This window comes from Enterocloster sp. HCN-30185 (genome assembly GCF_037890305.1).
Taxonomy (GTDB): domain Bacteria; phylum Bacillota; class Clostridia; order Lachnospirales; family Lachnospiraceae; genus Enterocloster.
On record NZ_JBBKBT010000002.1, the window covers coordinates 78,393 to 98,998 of the forward strand.

At 46.4% G+C, this 20,606-nt stretch carries 19 protein-coding genes; 16 read left to right on the plus strand and 3 right to left on the minus strand.

Going from position 1 to position 20,606, the window contains the following annotated elements:
• The 8 genes from WKT10_RS02685 (at position 1) to WKT10_RS02720 (ending at position 9,125) form a co-directional block, all read left to right on the plus strand.
• Positions 1-732: a cell division protein FtsQ gene (locus WKT10_RS02685; RefSeq protein ID WP_066547348.1), complete on the plus strand. Its 732-nt coding sequence runs from the start codon at positions 1-3 to the stop codon at positions 730-732.
• A gap of 165 nt (positions 733-897) precedes the next feature.
• The gene (ftsZ, locus tag WKT10_RS02690) at positions 898-2,250 is read left to right on the plus strand and encodes a cell division protein FtsZ (protein ID WP_066547350.1); all 1,353 of its coding nucleotides are present in this window, start codon (positions 898-900) and stop codon (positions 2,248-2,250) included.
• A gap of 181 nt (positions 2,251-2,431) precedes the next feature.
• The gene (locus WKT10_RS02695) at positions 2,432-3,280 is read left to right on the plus strand and encodes a sigma-E processing peptidase SpoIIGA (protein WP_066547353.1); all 849 of its coding nucleotides are present in this window, start codon (positions 2,432-2,434) and stop codon (positions 3,278-3,280) included.
• A 36-nt stretch (positions 3,281-3,316) separates the two neighbouring features.
• Positions 3,317-4,057 (plus strand): RNA polymerase sporulation sigma factor SigE, encoded by a 741-nt coding sequence (gene sigE, locus WKT10_RS02700; RefSeq protein ID WP_066547363.1) that lies wholly within the window; start codon positions 3,317-3,319, stop codon positions 4,055-4,057.
• Positions 4,058-4,299: 242 nt separating this feature from the next.
• Positions 4,300-5,490: a mandelate racemase/muconate lactonizing enzyme family protein gene (locus WKT10_RS02705; RefSeq protein ID WP_066547365.1), complete on the plus strand. Its 1,191-nt coding sequence runs from the start codon at positions 4,300-4,302 to the stop codon at positions 5,488-5,490.
• Positions 5,491-5,511: 21 nt separating this feature from the next.
• Positions 5,512-6,909, plus strand: coding sequence for an APC family permease (locus WKT10_RS02710; protein ID WP_066547367.1), 1,398 nt, complete (start codon positions 5,512-5,514; stop codon positions 6,907-6,909).
• 30 nt (positions 6,910-6,939) lie between these two features.
• Positions 6,940-8,163 carry a mandelate racemase/muconate lactonizing enzyme family protein gene (locus WKT10_RS02715; RefSeq protein ID WP_066547369.1) on the plus strand — a complete coding sequence of 408 codons (1,224 nt, stop codon included), beginning with the start codon at positions 6,940-6,942 and terminating at the stop codon, positions 8,161-8,163.
• Between the two features lie 176 nt (positions 8,164-8,339).
• Positions 8,340-9,125 (plus strand): FadR/GntR family transcriptional regulator, encoded by a 786-nt coding sequence (locus WKT10_RS02720; protein ID WP_066550681.1) that lies wholly within the window; start codon positions 8,340-8,342, stop codon positions 9,123-9,125.
• A gap of 86 nt (positions 9,126-9,211) precedes the next feature.
• On the opposite strand, the gene WKT10_RS02725 is transcribed toward WKT10_RS02720, so the two are convergent.
• From WKT10_RS02725 to WKT10_RS02735, 3 genes are all read right to left on the minus strand, one after another.
• A complete protein-coding gene (locus WKT10_RS02725; RefSeq protein WP_066547373.1) occupies positions 9,212-10,195 on the minus strand; it encodes an NYN domain-containing protein in 984 nt (327 codons plus the stop codon).
• 128 nt (positions 10,196-10,323) lie between these two features.
• Positions 10,324-11,103, minus strand: coding sequence for an RNA polymerase sporulation sigma factor SigG (gene sigG, locus WKT10_RS02730; RefSeq protein ID WP_296037812.1), 780 nt, complete (start codon positions 11,101-11,103; stop codon positions 10,324-10,326).
• A gap of 201 nt (positions 11,104-11,304) precedes the next feature.
• Positions 11,305-12,072: a type III pantothenate kinase gene (locus WKT10_RS02735; protein WP_066547377.1), complete on the minus strand. Its 768-nt coding sequence runs from the start codon at positions 12,070-12,072 to the stop codon at positions 11,305-11,307.
• A gap of 96 nt (positions 12,073-12,168) precedes the next feature.
• Between WKT10_RS02735 and coaBC the strand changes: the two genes are divergently transcribed.
• The 8 genes from coaBC to WKT10_RS02775 all read left to right on the plus strand — a co-directional run bounded on the left by coaBC (position 12,169) and on the right by WKT10_RS02775 (position 20,495).
• Positions 12,169-13,368 (plus strand): bifunctional phosphopantothenoylcysteine decarboxylase/phosphopantothenate--cysteine ligase CoaBC, encoded by a 1,200-nt coding sequence (gene coaBC / locus WKT10_RS02740; RefSeq protein WP_296037806.1) that lies wholly within the window; start codon positions 12,169-12,171, stop codon positions 13,366-13,368.
• A gap of 177 nt (positions 13,369-13,545) precedes the next feature.
• Complete coding sequence (locus tag WKT10_RS02745) at positions 13,546-15,150, plus strand: peptide chain release factor 3 (protein WP_340275321.1); 1,605 nt, start codon at positions 13,546-13,548, stop codon at positions 15,148-15,150.
• Between the two features lie 55 nt (positions 15,151-15,205).
• Positions 15,206-15,652, plus strand: a complete 447-nt coding sequence (locus WKT10_RS02750) for a GatB/YqeY domain-containing protein (RefSeq protein ID WP_066547384.1) — start codon at positions 15,206-15,208, stop codon at positions 15,650-15,652.
• A 40-nt stretch (positions 15,653-15,692) separates the two neighbouring features.
• Positions 15,693-17,096, plus strand: coding sequence for a Sapep family Mn(2+)-dependent dipeptidase (locus tag WKT10_RS02755; RefSeq protein WP_340275323.1), 1,404 nt, complete (start codon positions 15,693-15,695; stop codon positions 17,094-17,096).
• Positions 17,097-17,472: 376 nt separating this feature from the next.
• Positions 17,473-18,489, plus strand: coding sequence for a methionine ABC transporter ATP-binding protein (locus tag WKT10_RS02760; protein ID WP_340275325.1), 1,017 nt, complete (start codon positions 17,473-17,475; stop codon positions 18,487-18,489).
• Between the two features lie 2 nt (positions 18,490-18,491).
• Positions 18,492-19,157, plus strand: coding sequence for a methionine ABC transporter permease (locus WKT10_RS02765; protein WP_296037792.1), 666 nt, complete (start codon positions 18,492-18,494; stop codon positions 19,155-19,157).
• Positions 19,158-19,230: 73 nt separating this feature from the next.
• On the plus strand, positions 19,231-20,118 hold the full coding sequence (locus tag WKT10_RS02770; RefSeq protein WP_340275329.1) for a MetQ/NlpA family ABC transporter substrate-binding protein: 888 nt from the start codon (positions 19,231-19,233) through the stop codon (positions 20,116-20,118).
• 116 nt (positions 20,119-20,234) lie between these two features.
• On the plus strand, positions 20,235-20,495 hold the full coding sequence (locus WKT10_RS02775) for a PRC-barrel domain-containing protein (RefSeq protein WP_066547403.1): 261 nt from the start codon (positions 20,235-20,237) through the stop codon (positions 20,493-20,495).
• Positions 20,496-20,606 lie beyond the last annotated feature (111 nt).

Consider the following 20,606-nt stretch of genomic DNA (forward strand, 5'->3'; position numbering starts at 1 on the left):
ATGAGAAAAACAAACGAAAAACAGCATATGATCCTGGGGATTGCCGTGGCGGTTTTTCTGCTCACGGCGATCCTTGTGCTGTCTGTCCGCATCCAGACGATTACGGTATCAGGAAGCAGCCGTTACAGTGCACAGCAGGCGGAGGAGCTGCTCTTTTCCGGCCGGATGGGAAAAAATTCGGTCATTGCCTATATAAGGGACAGGCTCAATCCCCATAAACAGATTCCCTTTGTGGAAGACTATAAAATCGTGTTTCACGGCCCGTTTCATGCGGAGGTCATTATTTATGATAAAAGCATTGTAGGCTACGTTTCCTATATGAGCAGCTATATGTACTTTGACCGGGAAGGCATTGTAGTAGAAAGCTCAGGCAGAAAGCTGGAGGGAATCCCATGGATCACGGGAATGGATCTGGGAAGGGTGGTGCTCTATCAGCCGCTTCCGGTTGCAGACCGCCGCATCTTTGAGGAAATTTTAAACCTGACCCAGCAGCTTTCCCTTTATGAGATCCAGGCGGATCAGATCCGCTTTGACGCCTATAATCAGCCGGTTTTAACCATCGGACAGATGGAAGTGATCCTGGAAAGTATGGGAAATATTGACAGTAAGCTTTCTGTTTTAAATGATATCCTCACAGATCAGCCCCAGCTGAGGGGGATCCGCGGAACGCTGGAACTGGGGGATTACAGCGAGACAAATGACCGGGCGGGAATCACATTTAAAAAGAAATAAAATACAAAATTCAGGGTTGATTTTTTTAATAAAATCAAATATAGTATTAGTTAGGCTAAAAGCATGACATATGAAAGAATATCTGAAGAAAAGAGAACAGAGATGCATTCTCAAAACAGACTCTGAGAGCCGGGATGCATGAAAGGGATAAGGAGGATAAGTATCTTGTTAGAGATTAAGATAAATGAGTCAGAAAATGCCGCAAGGATCATTGTAGTAGGTGTAGGCGGCGCAGGCAACAACGCAGTAAATCGCATGATCGACGAGAACATCGCAGGCGTGGAGTTCATCGGCATCAATACGGATAAGCAGGCCCTTCAGTTCTGCAAGGCTCCCACAGCCATGCAGATCGGTGAGAAGCTGACAAAGGGACTGGGTGCAGGCGCCAGACCGGACGTAGGCGAAAAGGCCGCAGAGGAAAGCTCTGAGGAGATCTCACAGGCATTAAAGGGTGCGGATATGGTATTCGTTACCTGTGGTATGGGCGGCGGAACCGGAACCGGAGCTGCTCCTGTTGTTGCGAAGATTGCCAAGGATATGGGAATCCTGACAGTAGGCGTAGTGACAAAGCCCTTCCGTTTTGAGGCAAAGGCCCGTATGACAAATGCTTTAAACGGAATCGAATGTTTAAAACAGGCAGTGGATACTCTGATCGTTATCCCCAATGACCGCCTTTTGGAGATCGTTGACCGCCGGACCACCATGCCGGATGCCCTTAAAAAGGCAGATGAGGTGCTTCAGCAGGCAGTTCAGGGAATTACGGACCTGATCAACGTTCCAGGCCTTATCAATCTGGACTTTGCAGATATTCAGACCGTTATGATCGACAAGGGCATCGCACACATCGGTATCGGAAAGGCAAAGGGCGACGACAAGGCCATCGAGGCTGTAAAGCAGGCCGTTTCCAGCCCGCTGCTTGAGACAACTATTGAGGGTGCAAGCCATGTGATCATCAATATCTCCGGTGATATCAGCCTGATCGAGGCAAATGATGCCGCAAGCTATGTACAGGAGCTGGCAGGAGATGATGCAAATATCATCTTTGGTGCGATGTATGATGAAAATGCTCAGGATGAGGCAAGCATTACCGTAATCGCTACTGGCCTGGATGAGCACAATTCTACCTCTTCTGTGACAAAGGCAATGGCAGGCTTTACAAACTTTAAGCCCAAGGCACCTGCTGCAGCTTCCGCAGCCCAGACAGAACGTGCCGCAGCTCCGGAAGCCGCAGCTACTGCTTCCACAGGCTTTACAAGACCGGCTCAGCCTTCCTTTAGCCACAGCTTTGGACAGCAGAGCACAGGAAACAGCACGCCATCCTTTACAGCGCCAAGATTTGGACAGAATACGGGAAGCTTTAGTTCTTCCGGTACAGCTTCCGCTCCGGCAGCAACTGCAGCCGGCAGCAATGCAGGCAGTACAGCTGCTCCGACTCAGAATCAGACACCTTCCTTCCGTCCGACTGCCAATAAGGAAATGCAGATCAACATTCCGGATTTTCTGAAAAATAAGAGATAATCAATTTTAATGAACTGATTTGACCGTTGAAATGGATCAATGTATATCATGATCCGTTTCAACGGTCTTTTTTTGTCGAAAAATTCTTTCTGTTTTCCCCCTCCCTTCGACAGCATTTGCATAGGAGAAACGTTATAATATCCATAGGACAGCCTGATAGGGGAGGTGAGGCCAAAACGAGGTGGTTTATACAGTCTACATAGATGAAGTATTTGCTGTAAATATGGCTATGGATTTGATGGTGCTGATGGCAGTGAATCAAGTGCTTTGTTACCGGGCAGGGGCCGCGCAGATCGTGAGGGGTGCAGCATTGGGGGCGGCCTGGGCCTGTGTAACAGCCATATTTCCGCAGATGCCGCTGACCTTTAAAGCGGCAGGAACCTATGGAGCAGCAGGTGCTGTCATGGCAGTAACCGCATTTGGGGTAAAGGGCATAAAAGAGATCGGCCGGGCGGCGGCGGGAATCTATCTGGCCGCTGTCATTCTCGGGGGAGCCATGATGGTTTTTGAGGAGCAGCTAAGGCCCGGAGGGATCTTTTTTCCACTGGCCTGTGGTCTTAAGGTACTGGGGATACCGGATCTGTCCGGAGCGCTTATGCTCCTTGGAGGCGCAGCATCCGTTTTTGGGGCAGTCTGCTGGCTCAGAGGGCTTACAGCGTCGCTTTTGCAAAAAAAGGTCCTGTGCAGGGTAACCCTGCGTCAGGGCAGCCGGATGTATGTGGCATCAGGGCTGATCGACACAGGAAACCGGCTGAAGGAGCCGGTAAGCGGAAGGCCGGTTCACGTAGCCGTTCGGGAAGTGATAGAAGCCATATCGCCCAGAATACAGGGAGTGACCTATATCCCCTACCGCAGTGTAGGAGGAGAAGGGCTTCTCCCGGCAGTAACATTAGATGAAATAAAGGTGGAGCAGCAGGGGAACTGCTATACACTTGCGAGACCTCTGGTGGCTGTGGTAAAACAGCCTCTTTCTCCGACCGGAGAATATGAGGTCCTGATACAGGAGTTTGACGGCGGCGCCGGAAGATAGGGGAATCGCGGCGCCATAAAAACAGGAGGAAGTAAAATGATCGTTAAAGTATCCATACCCAACCGTTTTCAGTTTAAAACGGCTCCGGGTTTTCGTACGATGCTGATGCAGAAGCAGGGGGAGGTTCATTATATCGGGGGCGCTGATATCCTTCCGCCGCCTCTTGAGACAGAGGAAGAGGGGCGCATGATCGATCTTTTGGGAAGCCCGGAAGATCGCCAGGCCCGTTCCTGCCTGATCGAACACAATCTGCGTCTGGTAGTATATATTGCAAAGAAATTCGATAATACCAGTGTGGGAGTAGAGGATCTGATCTCCATCGGAACAATCGGCCTTATAAAGGCCATCAATACCTTTAAGCCGGATAAAAACATAAAGCTGGCCACCTATGCTTCCAGGTGTATTGAAAATGAGATCCTGATGTATTTAAGGCGCAACAGCAAGACGCGTCTGGAGGTTTCCATCGACGAGCCGTTAAATGTGGACTGGGATGGAAATGAGCTTCTGCTCTCAGATATCCTTGGAACGGATGAAGATGTGATCTGCCAGGGGATCGAAGATGAGGTGGAAAAGGATCTTTTAAATACAGCCATCAGCCATTTAGAGCCCAGAGAACGTAAAATTGTAGAACTGCGTTATGGCCTGGCAGATGAGGACGGCGAAGAAATGACTCAGAAAGAAGTGGCCGATCTTCTCGGCATCTCTCAGTCCTACATATCCAGACTGGAGAAAAAAATCATGAAGAGACTGAAAAAGGAGATTGTCCGTTTCGAGTAGATGACTGGAGAACTGAATGAAATATGCTCTGGAACCATGAAAAAATGAATGGTAAGCCAGAGCATATTTTTTTTGTGCATATTTTATAATAATATAAAAAATAAATAGGCATTATATCACAAACACACAAAATACTATTGACAAAGTAGAAAAAACGTACTATTGTATAATCATAGTTAGCGAACAAGTGAATAGATGAGTAATATAATAGCAATCAAATGATATATATGAGGAGGTAAAAATTGAAGATAACAAAAGTGGAAGTTTTTCGTTTACCAACTGCTAATAGTAAGCAAAACAGCCCGATAGGCTGCCGGATTCACACAGATCAGGGAATTTATGGAGATGGAGAGGCTGGAATGGCTTATGGAATTGGAGGAACTGCAGCATATGGAATGATTTGTGATCTGGCAGAATTAATCGTGGGAATGGATCCCCTGCAGACCGAGTTGATTTGGGAAACCATGTACAAACGTACTTTTTGGGGACAGAATGGCGGACCAGTAGTATTTTCTGGAATTGCAGCTATTGATGTAGCTTTGTGGGATATCAAAGGAAAATATTTTAATGTGCCAGTATATCAATTGTTGGGGGGCAAGGTTCGTGATAAGCTACGCACATATGCAAGTCAGCTTCAGTTTGGATGGGGTCAGACGGGAATTTCAGAACATCTTTGGGCTGTAACCCCAGATGATTATGCGTATAATGTGAAACTTGCTATTGAAGAGGGGTATGATGCCGTTAAGATTGACTTTTTTGATCGGGATGAAGATGGGAAACCGCTTACATTTCTCGATACAACCGGATTTTTAACACCTAGTCAGTTAAAAATGGTGGAAGATAGAATGAAGGCTGCAAGAGAGGTTGCTGGTGATAAAGTGGATATTATAATGGAGAATCATTCTTATCCAGATGCTTTAGGCGCCCTGCAGTTGGCAAAATTGGCTGAAAAATATAATATATTGGCATTTGAAGAACCAAATACGCCAACGGTTCATACGGTCGAGTATATTACTAAATATACATCTGTTCCTATTGCAAATGGAGAGCGTCTTTTCTCAAGATGGCAGTATGCAGAGTATTTTAAAAAAAATTTACTTCAGCTGGCTCAACCAGACATCGGAAACTGTGGAGGTATTTCTGAAGTAAAAAAAATATGTGATATGGCCCATGCATTTGATGTAGGAGTACAGGTACATGTGGCGGGGAGTCCACTTGCTACTAATGCAGCTCTTCATGTAGAATGTACGATTCCTAATTTTATTATTCATGAACATCATACATGCAATCGTATGGATACATGTCTGGGATTAACAAAATATAATTTACAGCCAGAAAATGGATATTTTAAAATACCAGATTTGCCAGGAATTGGAAATGAATTTTTACAGGAGGCTATTGGCAGGGCAACATTATACAAAGTCATAAAGTAGAAAGATGAAGGAGAAGGGATTATGGCAATTAAAGTTGTAAAAGAACCGGCTCCAAAGCCGGGAACATTGGGAAGGGTTGAGTTGTATGCACTGGCAATTGGACAGGTAATTGGAGCAGGGGTAATTACACTGATTGTACCAGCAATTAAAATGACAGGATATTCAGCGTGGCTTGCCTATTTTGTAGCTATTATAATGGGCTTTATAATGGTTTTGCCATTTGTTTTTATTTCTTCTACCCTTCGTTTAGGCGGCGGAAATTATTCTATGTTATGTGATTTGGCAGGCCCGTCTACAGCAGGTATTTTTGCGTTTATGTATTTGACACAGTGTTTGTCTTTATCCTTATTTGGAACTTCTGCTGCTGCCTATTTAGGTGATATTATTCCGGCTTTAAGCGGACATCTTCCAAGAATTTTAGTAGGTGGAGGTTTGTTGACATTTTTCTTTGTTGTGAATCTTATGGGAGTAGATATTATGGCAGCAGCTCAGAAGATGATGACATGGCTTCTTATTGCTGCATTGGTTATGTTTGCGATTGCAGGATTTACTAAAATGGAACTCCCGGTGTTCGATTTTACAGATCCCCAGTTTATGATAAATGGACCTGGAATTACATTTGAAAATGGGCAGATCAGTGGTGGTTTTATCGGGGCAGTATTGTTGTTTGTATATTCGACACAAGGATATTATATGACAACAGCCTATGGACGTGATTCTAAAAATGCCCGCAGAGATATTCCTGTGGTTCTTTGTATGTGCGTTCCTACGCTGATTGTCCTTTATGTGGGTGTTGCTATTGCAGGTGTAGGGTGTATGTCTGTGGCAGAATATGGTGAATCTACTACATTAGTATTTGCAGCCCGAAAGATTCTTCCTACCGCTTTATTTTACTTCTTTATTATTGGTGGACCGATTATGGCGCTGCTGTCTACGTTAAATTCAAGTTTTGCTTATAATGCAATTACAATTGGACAGTCTTGTGATGATGGATGGTTGCCGGCTGCTTTTGGAAAAAAGAATAGGGCAGGAGCAAGGGTATATATTCTTGTTTTTATGTACATACTGGGTCTCATTCCAATTATTTTTGGTCTTTCTATTACAACTATCACCAATATGGTGCAATTAATTACATCTGCGTATGCATTGTTAAATTTTTATGCTATGATACAGCTTCCTAAAAGATATCCGGAGGCTTGGAAGAAAGCAAGATTCCATGTTCCAAACAGCATTTATTATACGATTTGTTTGGTATCCCTGTTAGGATTTTTAATAGTACTTTGGAAATCTGTATTGTCTATGAGCCGTGGTTTGGCAGCTGCGAATGTTGGAATTATTATAATTGCTGCAATTATTGGATTTTGGCGTGCTAAAACAGGAAACATTGAGATCCATACTTCCGTATGGGCGGAAGATTAACAAATAATTATTAATAATGGAGGTTTTTTTATGAAGATTACGAGTGTTGAATGTTATCTGGGTAATTTTATTACGGTAAAGGTTAACACGGATGAAGGAATTAGTGGATGGGGTGAAGCAGGCCTAGCATATGGAAACTGTTGGGAAGCAGCTTTTGGCCAGTGCCAGGATTTTGCAAAGCTGGTTATTGGTATGGATCCATTTGACACAGAAAAGATATGGGAGCATCTGCATCGCCATACGTTCTGGGGAATGGGAGGAGGCGTAGTAATTACATCTGCTATGGCTGCTATTGATACGGCATGCTGGGATATCAAGGGTAAAGCCTTTGGGGTACCCGTTTATAAGCTTTTAGGCGGGAAGACAAATGATAAGCTGAGAGCATATGCGAGTCAGTTGCAGTTTGGCTGGAGAACGCAGATTGAAAAGAATGACAGCCTTACATTGCTTTATGATCCACAGGACTATTATGATGTTGTAAAGGACGCAGTAGCTGAAGGGTATGATTCTGTGAAGATTGATCCTGTATTCGCGCCTTATGAAAAAGGAGATATTGGAGCTATTTTTTCGACTCAGGGAACGCATCACAGAGGATGTTATCGTCAGCATGACCTTGCACGATCTGTAGAACGAATTGCAGCTGCAAGGGAAGCTGGTGGACCAGATATGGATATTATTGTAGAGATTCATTCCCTTCTTGATGCAAATACAGCAGCTGATTTAGGAAAAGCATTGGAGCCATATCGTATTATGTATTATGAAGAGCCTACAATGCCATGTAATCCATCTGTATTTAAACATATTAAAGAGCGTTGCGGGCTTCCTTTGGCAACAGGTGAACGCAGTTACACACGTTGGGGATTCCGTCAATTCTTTGAAGATCGTACGTTGGATGTTATCCAGCCGGATTTGTGTAATACAGGAGGAATTACAGAAACAAAGAAGATTTGTGATATGGCACAAGTTTATGACATTGGTGTTCAAATCCATGTTTGTGGAGGGCCAATTGCTACAGCTGCAGCTTTGCAGGTAGAAGCAGCAATTCCTAATTTTGTAATTCATGAAGAGCACAATGCTAATCTGTTGACCAAGTTTAAGAATGGTGGAACAAATTATTACTGTCCAAAGGATGGGTATTACGATATACCAGAGCTTCCTGGCATTGGGCAGGAAATGAGTGAGGAAGAATTATCACACTGCAGAAAAGTTGTAATTGATGCCTCCACTCCCGCCGCTAATTTTGTAAAGAAGTAATGTAATGATATATTGTTGATAAAGTATGAGAGGCAGAGCCGTTACCCCAAAATGGCTCTGCCTCTTTCGGTTAAATTGTTTTGAAGCGGAAAGTATGCGAATTTATTGACATTTTATCTAAATTTCGATACGATACAAGCAAGGTGAGAAAGATGAAAAGAAAGGTGACTTTATATATGGGTGATATAAAAAGAGTAAAAAAGGCAAAGGCTATCCATCGGATTTCAGTGGTAGATCAGGTGAGCGAAGCTATTAAACAGAATATTTTAGATCATGTATGGAATGTGGGAGATAAGATTCCATCAGAGAGTGAGCTTGCAGATGAATTTGAGGTTAATCGTCTTAGTGTGCGTATGGCATTGCAAAAACTCAGTACCTTGGGATTGATCGAAACGAGGGTAGGAGAGGGGTCATTTGTCACTAAATTTTCACCAAAACCATTCTTCAGTGAACTTGCAGCTGTTTATCATGACAAAGATCGATATCAGGATGTAGTACAGCTTCGCAATCTGCTGGAAGGGGAAAGTATGCGTTTGGCGCATTTGAATGCCAACGACGAGGATTTGAAAAAATTAAAGGAATGTCTGGACTCCTATTATAATGCAACAGACATATATAATAAAGACATTGACAATAGGGAATATTTGGAAAATCTTGTAGATGCAGATTTAGCTTTTCACTATGAAATAATTAAAATCAGCCATAACCATCTCTATGTGGCCGTTTATCAGGTGGTGCAGGAACTGGTAAGAGATCATATTAAACAGTTATTGTATAAACGTACTCATGATCGTAAAAGAGCAGGATATCCTGCAAAATTAGAAGATGATACTCATATAAAGATGTATCAGAGCATATTAAATGGAGATCAGGAAGAAGCAAGAAGATCAAGAGAAGAAACATTGGGTATTGTGCAGGTGCATGGTCTTGATTATTTTGAGAGCGGGAATGATTCAATATAATAAGGCAGAAGAAAACACCCAAGATTTAGACGTACAATCTAAGTCGGGGTGTTTTTATAATCTGATGAAATGCTATACAGATACCTCTACCGCAGCTGAACCATATTATCCTTGATCTTAAAGGTTCCAAAGCTTCGGATAAAGCTGGAAATCCGGCTGAAGCCGTACTGCTTTACATCAAAATCCGGGAATTTCTTTTTCAGCTCTTCGTGGATGATGCTCAGATTATCCACATGCCCCCTGTTGTTCTGGATCAGGCGGATGATCTCTTTTTCGATATCAGCCTTGGAGGTGGAGGCGGATTTTTCCTGAACAAAGTAGCCTCCATGGAGCTTTACCACCTGAAAATCACTGTTATTTAAACTTTCTAAGAAGGTGGAAAGCTTGGAGTAGCCGTAATTGCGCACATCAAAATCAGAGAAGCGTTTGGTGAGGAAATTTCCTACCCGTGCCAGGATGATAGGCTGATTCTGGCTGTTGTTTTCGATCAGAAGCTTTGTAATGGCTTTCTGGATCTCGTCAATACCGGTGATGGTTTTCTGGATTTCGTCAATCGAGGGTACCTCGGTTTTGGAAGCTGTAAGGGCATTTGCCCGTCCTTTGTTTATCGGAGCGGTCTCTGCCGCATCTTCCGAAGAAATGATTTCCAGAAGCTTAAACGTATCGCAGGCTGCCCGGAACGGCTTTGGGGTTTTCTGCTCCCCGATGCCCATGACAAACATACCGGCTTCTCTGAGTCTCTGGGCCAGTTTGGTAAAGTCCGAATCGCTGGACACCAGGCAGAAGCCGTCTACATTTCCCGAATACAGGATATCCATGGCATCGATGATCATGGCGGAATCGGTGGCATTTTTGCCGGTGGTGTAGCTGTACTGCTGGATGGGGTTTACGGACCAGTCCAGGAGCACATTTTTCCATGCCCGCTTTTCATTGTCCGTCCAGTCGCCGTAAATGCGTTTATAGGTGGCGATCCCGATATCGGATACCTCATCCAGAATATATTTGATATATTTGGGAGATACGTTGTCTGCGTCGATCAATACTGCAAATCTGCGTTCATTCTGTTCCATATGCTGTGTGTTCTGTCGCTTTCCTAGAATTATCCCATGTGGGACTGTTAAACGTATAATCAGTGTATCATATTCGGGCGGCAGGCACAAGAGGTCACAGGTTTTGACTTGCTGGATCTGGAGAGATATCAGCTGGTCAGATAGCTGCGCATGGATTTTAAGGCGCTTTTTTCAAGCCGCGATACCTGAGCCTGGCTGATATGGATTTCCTTTGCAACTTCGGTCTGGGTTTTTCCTTCAAAAAAGCGCATATCGATGATGCGGCGTTCCCGGTCCGGCAGACGTTTCATGGCTTCTACAAGGGAAAGGTCCTCTACCCAGTTTTCTTCCAGATTTTTCTTATCGCTGATCTGATCCATGACATAAAGCGGATCCCCGCCGTCGGTATATACCGGCTCGTAAAGACTGACCGGAGTCTGGATGGCATCTAGGGCATAGGTGATATCCTCTCCGGAAATACCGATCTCCTGAGAAATTTCCATCAGAGAAGGTTCTTTGGAGTGACGGCGGGTGAGCTGTTCTCTGGCATAGAGGGCTTTATATGCGGTGTCCCTGAGGGAGCGGCTGACGCGGATGGAGTTGTTGTCACGCAGATAGCGGCGTACCTCGCCAAGGATCATGGGTACCGCATAGGTGGAAAATTTTACATTCTGGGTAATATCGAAATTGTCAATGGCTTTGATAAGGCCGATGCAGCCGATCTGAAAGAGATCATCGATATTTTCCTGGCTTCCGGCAAAACGCTGGATTACACTTAAGACCAGACGCAGATTTCCTTTGATATATTCTTCTCTTGCATCCATATCCCCTTTCAGGATCCGGGAGAATAAGCGCTCTTTTTCTTCATTGCTCAGAAGCGGCAGTTTGGCAGTGTTGACGCCGCAGATTTCAACCTTATAGCATGACATGGTCCGTACCTCCGTTTGGTTGTGTTATGCACGGAAAGCTTTTCGTATTTCCATTCCGGCTATAAGAGAATGATGGACGGATACGGACGGTTTTATACTTTTTTTTCTATCCAGAAAATGGGAATCGCAGCAAAGAAGAGGCAGATACAAATAAAAACAGCCGCAGCTTTTGCTGATTTGCAAAAAACTGCGGCCCGGTTTCTACTGTGTATTTTTTCGGTAGAGGATTAAAAGTCCCTTTAATAAAAGGGCGTCATCGTAAATGATCGTATGCCTGCACAGAGGCGTGATAAAGCGGGCCAGACCTCCGGTGGCGATGACAGTGGGAGCTTCGCCAAGCTCCTTTTCCATTCGGTCTAAGAGGCCGTCGATCATATCCACATTGCTGAAAATGATGCCGGCTCTCATGCAGTCAATGGTATTCTTTCCAATGACCTTATCCGGCACTTCAAGACTGATGTAGGGAAGCTGGGCGGTTTTTCCGCTTAAGGAGTTTAAGGATACACGCAGACCCGGAAGGATCACGCCTCCGATGTAATTTCCATGTTTATCCGCCACGCTCATGGTAGTAGCGGTACCCATGTCGATCACTACCAGGGGAAGGGGGTGCTCGTGGATGGCAGCAGCTACATCTACGATCAGATCGCTGCCCAGCGTTTTGGGATTATCCATGAGAATATTGATGCCTGTTTTGATGCCGGGGCCGACTAAAAGCGGACGGATCCCCACAACCTTTTCTACCGCCCTCAGGATGGTGGAGTTTAAGGGGGGGACCACAGAAGAGAGAATGGCTCCCTCAATGGCAGAGGGATGGATTTCATGCATTTCCAGAACATTTTTAATTGTAACTGCATATTCTGTATCCGTGCGGTTCTGGTCCGTGGTGACCCGTTCGATAAAATAGGTCTTTGTCTCATCAATCCCGCCGATCACGGTATTTGTATTTCCCATATCAATGGCTAAAATCATATAGAAGACTCCTTTCTGCGGATGGTATTTCCATCAAAGAAAAATTGTGCTATGATTGTAACATAGAAAAAACGGAAAGACAACCGGAGGAAGCGTATGTTAAAAGGAAAAACCATACTTCTTGGAGTTACGGGCAGCATTGCTGCCTATAAGATCGCAAACCTGGCCAGCGCCCTGGTAAAGCAGGGAGCAGAGGTCCACGTTTTAATGACGAAAAATGCTGTGAATTTTATCAATCCCATTACTTTTGAGACACTGACAGGCCATAAATGCCTGGTCGACACCTTTGACCGGAATTTTGAATTTAGCGTAGAGCATGTATCTCTGGCAAAGACGGCAGATATCTTTTTGGTGGCCCCGGCCTCTGCCAATGTGATCGGAAAGCTGGCCCACGGGATTGCGGACGACATGCTGACCACTACCTTTATGGCCTGCACCTGTCCGAAGCTCGTCTCACCGGCCATGAATACCAGGATGTATGAAAATGAAATCCTTCAGGATAATCTGAAACTTCTGGAGCACTATCACATCCGGGTCATCCGTCCTGCGAGCGGTTATCTGGCCTGCGGCGATACCGGGGCAGGAAAGATGCCGGAGCCGGAGCTCCTTCTGGAATACATCCGGTACACCCTTGCTCCAAAAGACTTAAAGGGAAAGAATATTCTTGTTACAGCAGGCCCTACCAGAGAAGCCATTGACCCGGTGCGCTATATCACCAATCATTCCACCGGGAAAATGGGGTATGCCATTGCAGAGGCGGCTGCGTACCGCGGAGCAGATGTAACCCTTGTGACAGGCCCGGTATCCATAAAACCGCCTCTGTTTGTGAAAACCGTACCTGTAGAGAGCGCAAAGCAGATGTATGAGGCCGTTGCAGGAGCGGCGAAGGAGCAGGATATTATCATCAAGGCCGCAGCGGTGGCCGATTACCGACCCTCTCATCCGGCTGAGGATAAGATCAAAAAAACGGAGGGAGACATGAAAATCGAATTGGAACGCACGGATGATATTTTAGGCTGGCTGGGCGCCCATCGGAGGGAAGGCCAGTTCCTCTGCGGTTTTTCCATGGAAACAAGGGATCTTCTGGCAAATTCAAGAGCAAAGCTGGAACGCAAGAAGATTGATATGATCGTGGCGAACAACCTGAAAACAGAGGGAGCGGGCTTTGGTACCGATACCAACGTAGTGACCCTGATCACCAGAGAGGGCCAGACAGAACTTCCCAAGATGACAAAACAGGAGGTAGCCCACTGCCTGCTGGACGAGATCAGGAACCGTCTTGACTTTACCCTTTAATCATAATAAAATAGGTAGGATACCAGGGGGAAAAAGGTTGAAATCCGACGCAGGCTTGCCTGCAGGAGGATTTTGAATCCTGGGCCCCGCCAAAAACAGGAGTAAGCAGCCATTTTTCAAAGAAAAACATCCCGCCCCTTTAAGGGGCGCAATCAGCAGGAACGGAGGATAAGACCATTGTCACAGACAGATGATCAGATGATAGAACAAATAAAAAAGCGCAGAACCTTTGCCATTATTTCCCACCCCGATGCAGGTAAAACCACACTGACAGAGAAATTCCTTCTTTACGGAGGCGCCATCAATCTGGCAGGTACGGTAAAGGGCCGCAAGGCGGCAAAGCATGCAGTTTCCGACTGGATGGATATCGAGAAGGAGAGAGGTATTTCCGTTACCTCTTCCGCCATGCAGTTTAATTATGACGGATTCTGCATCAACATCCTGGACACGCCGGGACATCAGGATTTCTCAGAGGATACCTACCGTACCCTCATGGCTGCCGATTCCGCCGTCATGGTAATCGACGGTTCCAAGGGTGTAGAGGCCCAGACCATTAAGCTTTTTAAGGTCTGCGTCATGCGCCACATTCCGATTTTTACATTTATTAACAAATTTGACCGTGAGGCCAGAGATCCCTATGAGCTTTTAGATGAGATCGAGGACGTGCTGGGCATCCGCACCTGTCCGGTGAACTGGCCCATCGGCTGCGGAAAGAATTTCAAGGGTGTTTACGACCGCTTTACAAAGAAAATCTCCACTTTTACCGCTGCCATGGGAGGCGCAAAGGAGGTTGCAACCAGGAAATTTGAGGCAGAAAGCCCGGAGGCAGAATCCGTCATCGGCCCCATTTATTACCAGCAGCTGATCGACGACATTGAGCTTTTGGACGGCGCCAGCGATGAGCTGGATATGGACCGGGTGCAGAGGGGAGATCTTTCTCCTGTATTTTTCGGTTCTGCCCTTACGAATTTCGGTGTGGAGACCTTTTTGGAGCATTTCCTGAAAATGACCACCTCTCCCCTGCCAAGAAAGTCCCTTACAGGAGAGATCGATCCATTCCGCAAGGACTTTTCCGCCTTTGTCTTTAAAATCCAGGCAAATATGAACAAGGCCCACAGAGACAGGATCGCTTTTATGCGTATCTGCTCCGGAAAGTTCGAGGCAGGCATGGAAGTGAACCACGTTCAGGGCGGAAAAAAGATCCGCTTAACACAGCCTCAGCAGCTTATGGCACAGGATCGTAAGATCGTGGAAGAGGCGTATGCGGGCGATATTATCGGCGTATTTGATCCGGGTATTTTCTCTATTGGAGATACGCTGTGCACATCCAATGAAAAATTTGAATTTGAGGGGATCCCGACCTTTGCGCCGGAGCATTTTGCAAGAGTGCGCCAGGTGGATACCATGAAGCGCAAGCAGTTTATCAAGGGGATCAACCAGATTGCCCAGGAGGGTGCGATCCAGATCTTCCAGGAATTTAACACAGGTATGGAAGAGATCATCGTAGGCGTAGTAGGCGTACTTCAGTTTGAGGTATTAACCTACCGTCTGCAGAGCGAATACAATGTAGAGGTTATCCTGGAAAAACTGCCTTATGAGCATATCCGCTGGGTGGAGAATCCTCAGGAGGTGGATGTGGCTCGTCTGATGGGAACCTCCGACATGAAGCGCATCTGCGACTTAAAGGGAAATCCGCTGCTTTTATTTATCAACAGCTGGAGCGTAGGTATGGTATTAGACCGCAATCCGGGTCTTAAATTAAGCGAGTTCGGCACCAATTAGCAGACAGGTTTCCTGTCCGGCTGCTGTGCCCTCATAGATAAAGGAGGTTTTAGAGATGTCAAAGGTAGAAGTAGTAAGAGCCGCTATGGTACAGGCCATGAAGGCAAAGGATAAGGCAAGAAAGGAGTCCCTTTCCATGCTGCTTTCCGCTCTTAAAAATGCGGAGATCGACAAGAGAGAGCCCCTGACTGAGGCCGAGGAAAATGCAGTTGTCAAAAAGGAAATCAAGCAGACACAGGAGACGTATGACCTAGCTCCTGCAGACCGTGAAGATATCCGCAGCGAAGCTGCCCAGAGACTGGCTGTATATAAGGAATTTGCTCCGGAGGATATGAGTGTGGATCAGATCCGCCAGGTGATCGCAGAGGTTCTTGCAGAGCTGGGGATCGATGCGCCCTCTCCCAAGGATAAGGGTGCGATCATGAAGGTTCTGATGCCCAGAGTGAAGGGAAAGGCAGACGGAAAGGTTGTAAACGAAACATTGGCAGGTATGTTTAAGTAAATAAGTGCCCATACAAAAAGGGCGGCAAAAGGAGGACAATATGTACAGAAAAGAAATAGAGGGATTTATCGATTCCCACAGGCAGGAGATGATTGACGATATCTGCAAGCTCTGCCGGATTAACAGTGAGAAAATGCCCTATACCGAGGGAAAGCCTTATGGCGACGGCGCATTTGATGCCCTTCACGCTGCTCTGGCTATGATGGAGGATTATGGTTTTTCCATTACCAATTATGATAACTATGTGGGAACAGCTGATTTAAATGATAAGGAGCGCCAGCTGGATATCCTGGCACATCTGGATGTGGTTCCCGCAGGAGAGGGCTGGACCGTTACAGAGCCCTTTGAGCCTGTGGAAAAGGATGGAAAGCTGTATGGCCGCGGTACGGCAGATGACAAGGGGCCGGCAGTGGCTGCTCTTTATGCCATGCGTGCCATAAAGGAGCTTGGCATCCCTGTAAAGAAAAATGTGCGCCTGATTTTGGGAACCGATGAGGAGTGCGGAAGCAGCGATATCGAGGTGTACTATAAGCGTGAGAAGGAAGCACCCATGACATTTTCACCGGATGCCTCCTTCCCTGTGATCAATATTGAAAAGGGACGCATCCCAGGGGGCTTTTCTGCTTCTTTTGAAGCTTCTGAGGCTCTGCCAAAGATTGTTTCCATTGACGCTGGCATTAAGGTAAATGTAGTTCCCGGCAAGGCAAAGGCCGTAGTGGCAGGTCTTGAAGCAGAGGTTCTCACTCAGGCTGCGGATGCGGTTGAAGAGCAGACGGGACTTTCCTTCAGCTTTGGAGAGACGGAGGACGGAATCCAGATTACTGTTGAAGGAAAGGGCGCTCATGCATCCACTCCGGATGAGGGAAATAATGCTCTTACAGGCCTGTTATCCTATCTGGTAAGCCTGCCGCTGGCAGACTGCCCTCAGCTTCAGGCAGTAAAGAGCCTTGTAACCCTCTTCCCTCATGGTGATACCAGAGGAAAGGCTGTAGGAATCGCCATGGAGGATGAACTTTCCGGTCCTCTGACCCTGGCATTTGATATGCTCACCCTGGATAAAGACCACCTGAAGGGAGCGTTTGACTGTCGTGCCTGTCTGTGTGCTACGGAGGAGAACAGCTTAAATGTGATCCGCGCCCGTATGGCAGAGGAAGGCCTTACCTTACAGGCAGACCATATGACAGCGCCTCACCATGTAGACGGAAACTCCCATTTTGTAAAGACACTTTTAAAGGCCTATGAGGAGTATACCGGATTAGAGGGACATTGTGAGTCCACAGGAGGCGGAACCTATGTGCATCATCTGGAAAATGGAGTTGCCTTCGGCGCTTCCATGCCAGGTACTGACAATAAGATGCACGGAGCCGACGAGTTTGCAGTGATTGACGAGCTTCTTACCAGTGCAAAGATTTTTGCTCAGGTAATCGTAGATCTGTGCTGTTAATTGCCTAATTGCCTTTCAGAGCCGGATGGCAGGAAAAAATTCTTGACAAACCGGTATAAGTGCGGTATCTTTAAAACTGACATTATTCCTAGCAGTATTATAGGAAATGATTACCAGTCCAGGCAGGAGGATTTTCATGAATCAGTTCAAAGCCATGCAGAATATGGATATGATGAACAGCATGTACATGTGCTGTGTATCCGCGTGCTTTGAAAACTGAATGGGAAACGATCTGTATGGATTTGGAATCATGATATCAATATATTTTGGAGAACGTATCATTCGGGGTTGCAGGTCCGTGCAGGACTGCGGCCCCGTTTTGTTTCTTAGCCGGAGGATGGGAAACAGGGGAAGGATTAGAGAAAGGAATGAAGAAATGGATCAGAATAAAGAAGAGGCCATCATACGCCTGGAAGGTCTGGGCAAACAGTTTGCCACGTCAAACGGGACCGTGACTGCTTTAGATGACATCAATCTGGAAATCCGCCGGGGAGAGATTTTTGGTATCATCGGTCTTTCCGGAGCAGGAAAGAGTACCCTGGTGCGCTGTATCAACTATCTGGAGGAACCTACCTCCGGCCGGGTAATCTTTGAGGGAAAAAATCTTTCCGCCATGAAGGAAAAGGAAAAGCGTCTGGCAAGACAGTCCATGGGAATGATCTTTCAGCAGTTTAACCTGCTGGCCCAGAGAAATGTGCTGCAGAACGTGTGCTTCCCCATGGAGATTGCTCATATGGACAGCAGAAAGGCCAAAGAGAGGGCAAAGGAGCTGTTAAAGCTGGTTGGACTGGAAGAGCGGATGAACGCATATCCGGCCCAGCTTTCCGGCGGACAGAAGCAGAGAGTTGCCATTGCAAGAGCCATGGCGACAAATCCCAGAGTTTTATTATGCGATGAGGCAACAAGCGCCCTGGATCCCAATACGACAAAGTCCATTTTGGAGCTGCTAAAAAAGATTAACCGGGAAATGGGGATCACAGTGATCATGATCACTCATGAGATGGCAGTCATTGAGGCCATCTGCGACCGGGTGGCGATCATCGACCACAGCCATATTGCAGAGTCGGGCAAGGTATCGGATATCTTTTCCGGTCCCAAATCTGATATCGGACGCCAGCTGATTTTAGGAGATACCTCTGATCAGACAAAGAATTTCGGCGGTTCCCGTATGATCCGTGTGATCTTTGACGGACGGGAATCCTCTGAGCCGATCATCGCAAATATGATCCTGGCCTGCAAGGCCCCGGTGAATATCATGCATGCGGATACCAGAGATATCGAGGGAAAGGCTATGGGGCAGATGCTTCTGCAGCTTCCTGAGGATACCGTGGATGCAGACCGGATCTGCAATTATCTGAGAACAGCCGGAGTAATATTTGAGGAGGTGCACTAGAGATGACCTTTGATCAGACAACGATCGATATGCTTTTAAAAGGAATCTGGGAAACCATATACATGGTTTCACTTTCCTCATTTTTATCCTATGTGATCGGTATTCCCGTGGGAATTGCCCTTGTAGTCACAGACAGGGATGGAATCAGTCCCTTTCCGTTGTTTAACAAGGTGCTTGGCGTTGTGATCAATCTCCTTCGCTCCATTCCCTTCATCATCCTTCTTGTAATGGTCATCCCATTTACCCGCATGATCGTAGGAAAGATCATCGGACCCAATGCAGCGGTAGTGCCTCTGGTGATTTCCGCGTTTCCTTACATCAGCCGTATGGTGGAGTCCTCTTTAAAGGAGGTTGACGCAGGAGTGATCGAGGCAGCCAAGTCCATGGGTGCGTCTGCGGGACAGATTATATGGAAGGTGCTTCTTCCAGAGGCCAAGCCATCCCTTTTAGTGGGGGCTGCCATTTCCATTACAACGATCATCGGCTACTCTGCCATGGCAGGTACGGTAGGTGCAGGCGGTCTGGGAGATATTGCCATCCGTTACGGTTACCACAGATATGAGACAGAGATGATGCTCATTACAGTAGCCCTTCTTGTAGTGATCGTACAGATTGTTCAGGAAGTATTTATGCGCATATCAAGAAAGAGCGATAAGAGGATCCGGTAAAACGGATCTTAAGCGGCTTAAAAACCGCAGAATACATATCAGGGCCCTGGGCCTGAAAAGAGGAGGAACTATTATGAAAAGAAAGACATTAGAAACAGCAGTAATCGCAGCAGCATTAGCTGCATCCCTGTTAACCGGCTGCTCCAAACCGGCCGAGGAGACAACAGCAGCGGCAGAAAAGCAGGAAAGCAAAGCCGATGCAGAACAGGAGAAGAAAGAGAGCCCTGAAAAACTGGAAGAGCTGACCGTAGGCGCAAGCCCTGCCCCCCATGCGGAGATTTTGGAGGCTGCCAGAGAGGTTTTGGCTTCTAAAGGCTATGACTTAAAGATTGTAGAGTACACAGATTATGTGCTTCCGAACAATGCGCTGGATTCCGGTGATCTGGATGCAAACTATTTCCAGCACCAGCCTTATCTGGATTCCTTTAATGCCCAGAACGGCACAGAGCTTTCCGGTGTGGCGGTGATCCACTATGAGCCCTTTGGTATCTATGCAGGAAAGAGCGCTTCTTTAGACGCGATTCCGGAAAAGGGAACCGTTCTTGTTCCAAATGACCTGACAAATGAGGCAAGAGCCCTTCTTCTTTTAGAGGCCCAGGGTCTGATCACCTTAAAGGAGGATGCAGGTCTGGAAGCAACGAAAAATGATATTGTAGAAAATCCAAAGAACCTTGATATTGTAGAGATCGAGGCAGCCCAGCTTCCCCGTTCCTTACAGGACGGCGATGTGGCAGTTATCAACGGAAACTATGCCATCGAGGCGGGCTTAAAAGTAAGCGACGCTTTGGCAACAGAGGACGCGGAATCTCTGGCAGCCCAGACCTACGGAAACGTGATCGCCGTAAGAGCGGGTGAAGAGGAAAGTCCAAAAACAAAGGCTCTCATTGAGGCGCTTACGAGTGATGAGGTAAAATCATTTATGGAAAGTACCTATGAGGGTGCGGTTGTCCCTGTATTCTAAATTTTATATTTGAAATTCCCTGTGCATAGGGAGCAGAATGGGCCGGAAATGAATACTTCCGGCTCTTTCTGCGTATATATGGATAAGAAATAAAACTGCCAGGCAGGAGGGGAAAAATGACGATTTGCGATCTCAAACAGAAAGAGGTCATAAATATAAAGGACTGCAAACGCCTGGGTTTCGTAGGAGATGTGGATTTTGATATGAAAACGGGATGCATGACCGCTTTGATCGTTCCGGGGCCCGGATGCATCTGCGGTTTTCTGGGGAGGGAAAAGGAGTATATCATTCCCTTTTGCGATATCTGCCAGGTCGGAAATGATATTATCCTGGTGGATGTGAAGGAAAAGAATGTAGAGGAAAAGGTAAAGTGTTAAACGACTGCCTGCCAGTGACGGGGGATCACTGGCAGGCAGTCGTTTTATGAGAAAAAGCTGTATGAAAAGCTTGTGCGGGCTTTTGACTTTGGAAGGGAGTGCCGGAGCTGT

Coding starts and splice junctions, on each gene's coding strand:
- WKT10_RS02685 (WP_066547348.1), top strand. CDS start 1: ATGAGAAAAACAAACGAAAAACAGCATATGATCCTGGGGATTGCCGTG.
- sigE (WP_066547363.1), top strand. CDS start 3,317: ATGATCGTTAAAGTATCCATACCCAACCGTTTTCAGTTTAAAACGGCT.
- WKT10_RS02710 (WP_066547367.1), top strand. CDS start 5,512: ATGGCAATTAAAGTTGTAAAAGAACCGGCTCCAAAGCCGGGAACATTG.
- WKT10_RS02715 (WP_066547369.1), top strand. CDS start 6,940: ATGAAGATTACGAGTGTTGAATGTTATCTGGGTAATTTTATTACGGTA.
- WKT10_RS02720 (WP_066550681.1), top strand. CDS start 8,340: ATGGGTGATATAAAAAGAGTAAAAAAGGCAAAGGCTATCCATCGGATT.
- WKT10_RS02725 (WP_066547373.1), bottom strand. CDS start 10,195: ATGGAACAGAATGAACGCAGATTTGCAGTATTGATCGACGCAGACAAC.
- sigG (WP_296037812.1), bottom strand. CDS start 11,103: ATGTCATGCTATAAGGTTGAAATCTGCGGCGTCAACACTGCCAAACTG.
- WKT10_RS02735 (WP_066547377.1), bottom strand. CDS start 12,072: ATGATTTTAGCCATTGATATGGGAAATACAAATACCGTGATCGGCGGG.
- coaBC (WP_296037806.1), top strand. CDS start 12,169: ATGTTAAAAGGAAAAACCATACTTCTTGGAGTTACGGGCAGCATTGCT.
- WKT10_RS02750 (WP_066547384.1), top strand. CDS start 15,206: ATGTCAAAGGTAGAAGTAGTAAGAGCCGCTATGGTACAGGCCATGAAG.
- WKT10_RS02755 (WP_340275323.1), top strand. CDS start 15,693: ATGTACAGAAAAGAAATAGAGGGATTTATCGATTCCCACAGGCAGGAG.
- WKT10_RS02760 (WP_340275325.1), top strand. CDS start 17,473: ATGGATCAGAATAAAGAAGAGGCCATCATACGCCTGGAAGGTCTGGGC.
- WKT10_RS02765 (WP_296037792.1), top strand. CDS start 18,492: ATGACCTTTGATCAGACAACGATCGATATGCTTTTAAAAGGAATCTGG.
- WKT10_RS02770 (WP_340275329.1), top strand. CDS start 19,231: ATGAAAAGAAAGACATTAGAAACAGCAGTAATCGCAGCAGCATTAGCT.
- WKT10_RS02775 (WP_066547403.1), top strand. CDS start 20,235: ATGACGATTTGCGATCTCAAACAGAAAGAGGTCATAAATATAAAGGAC.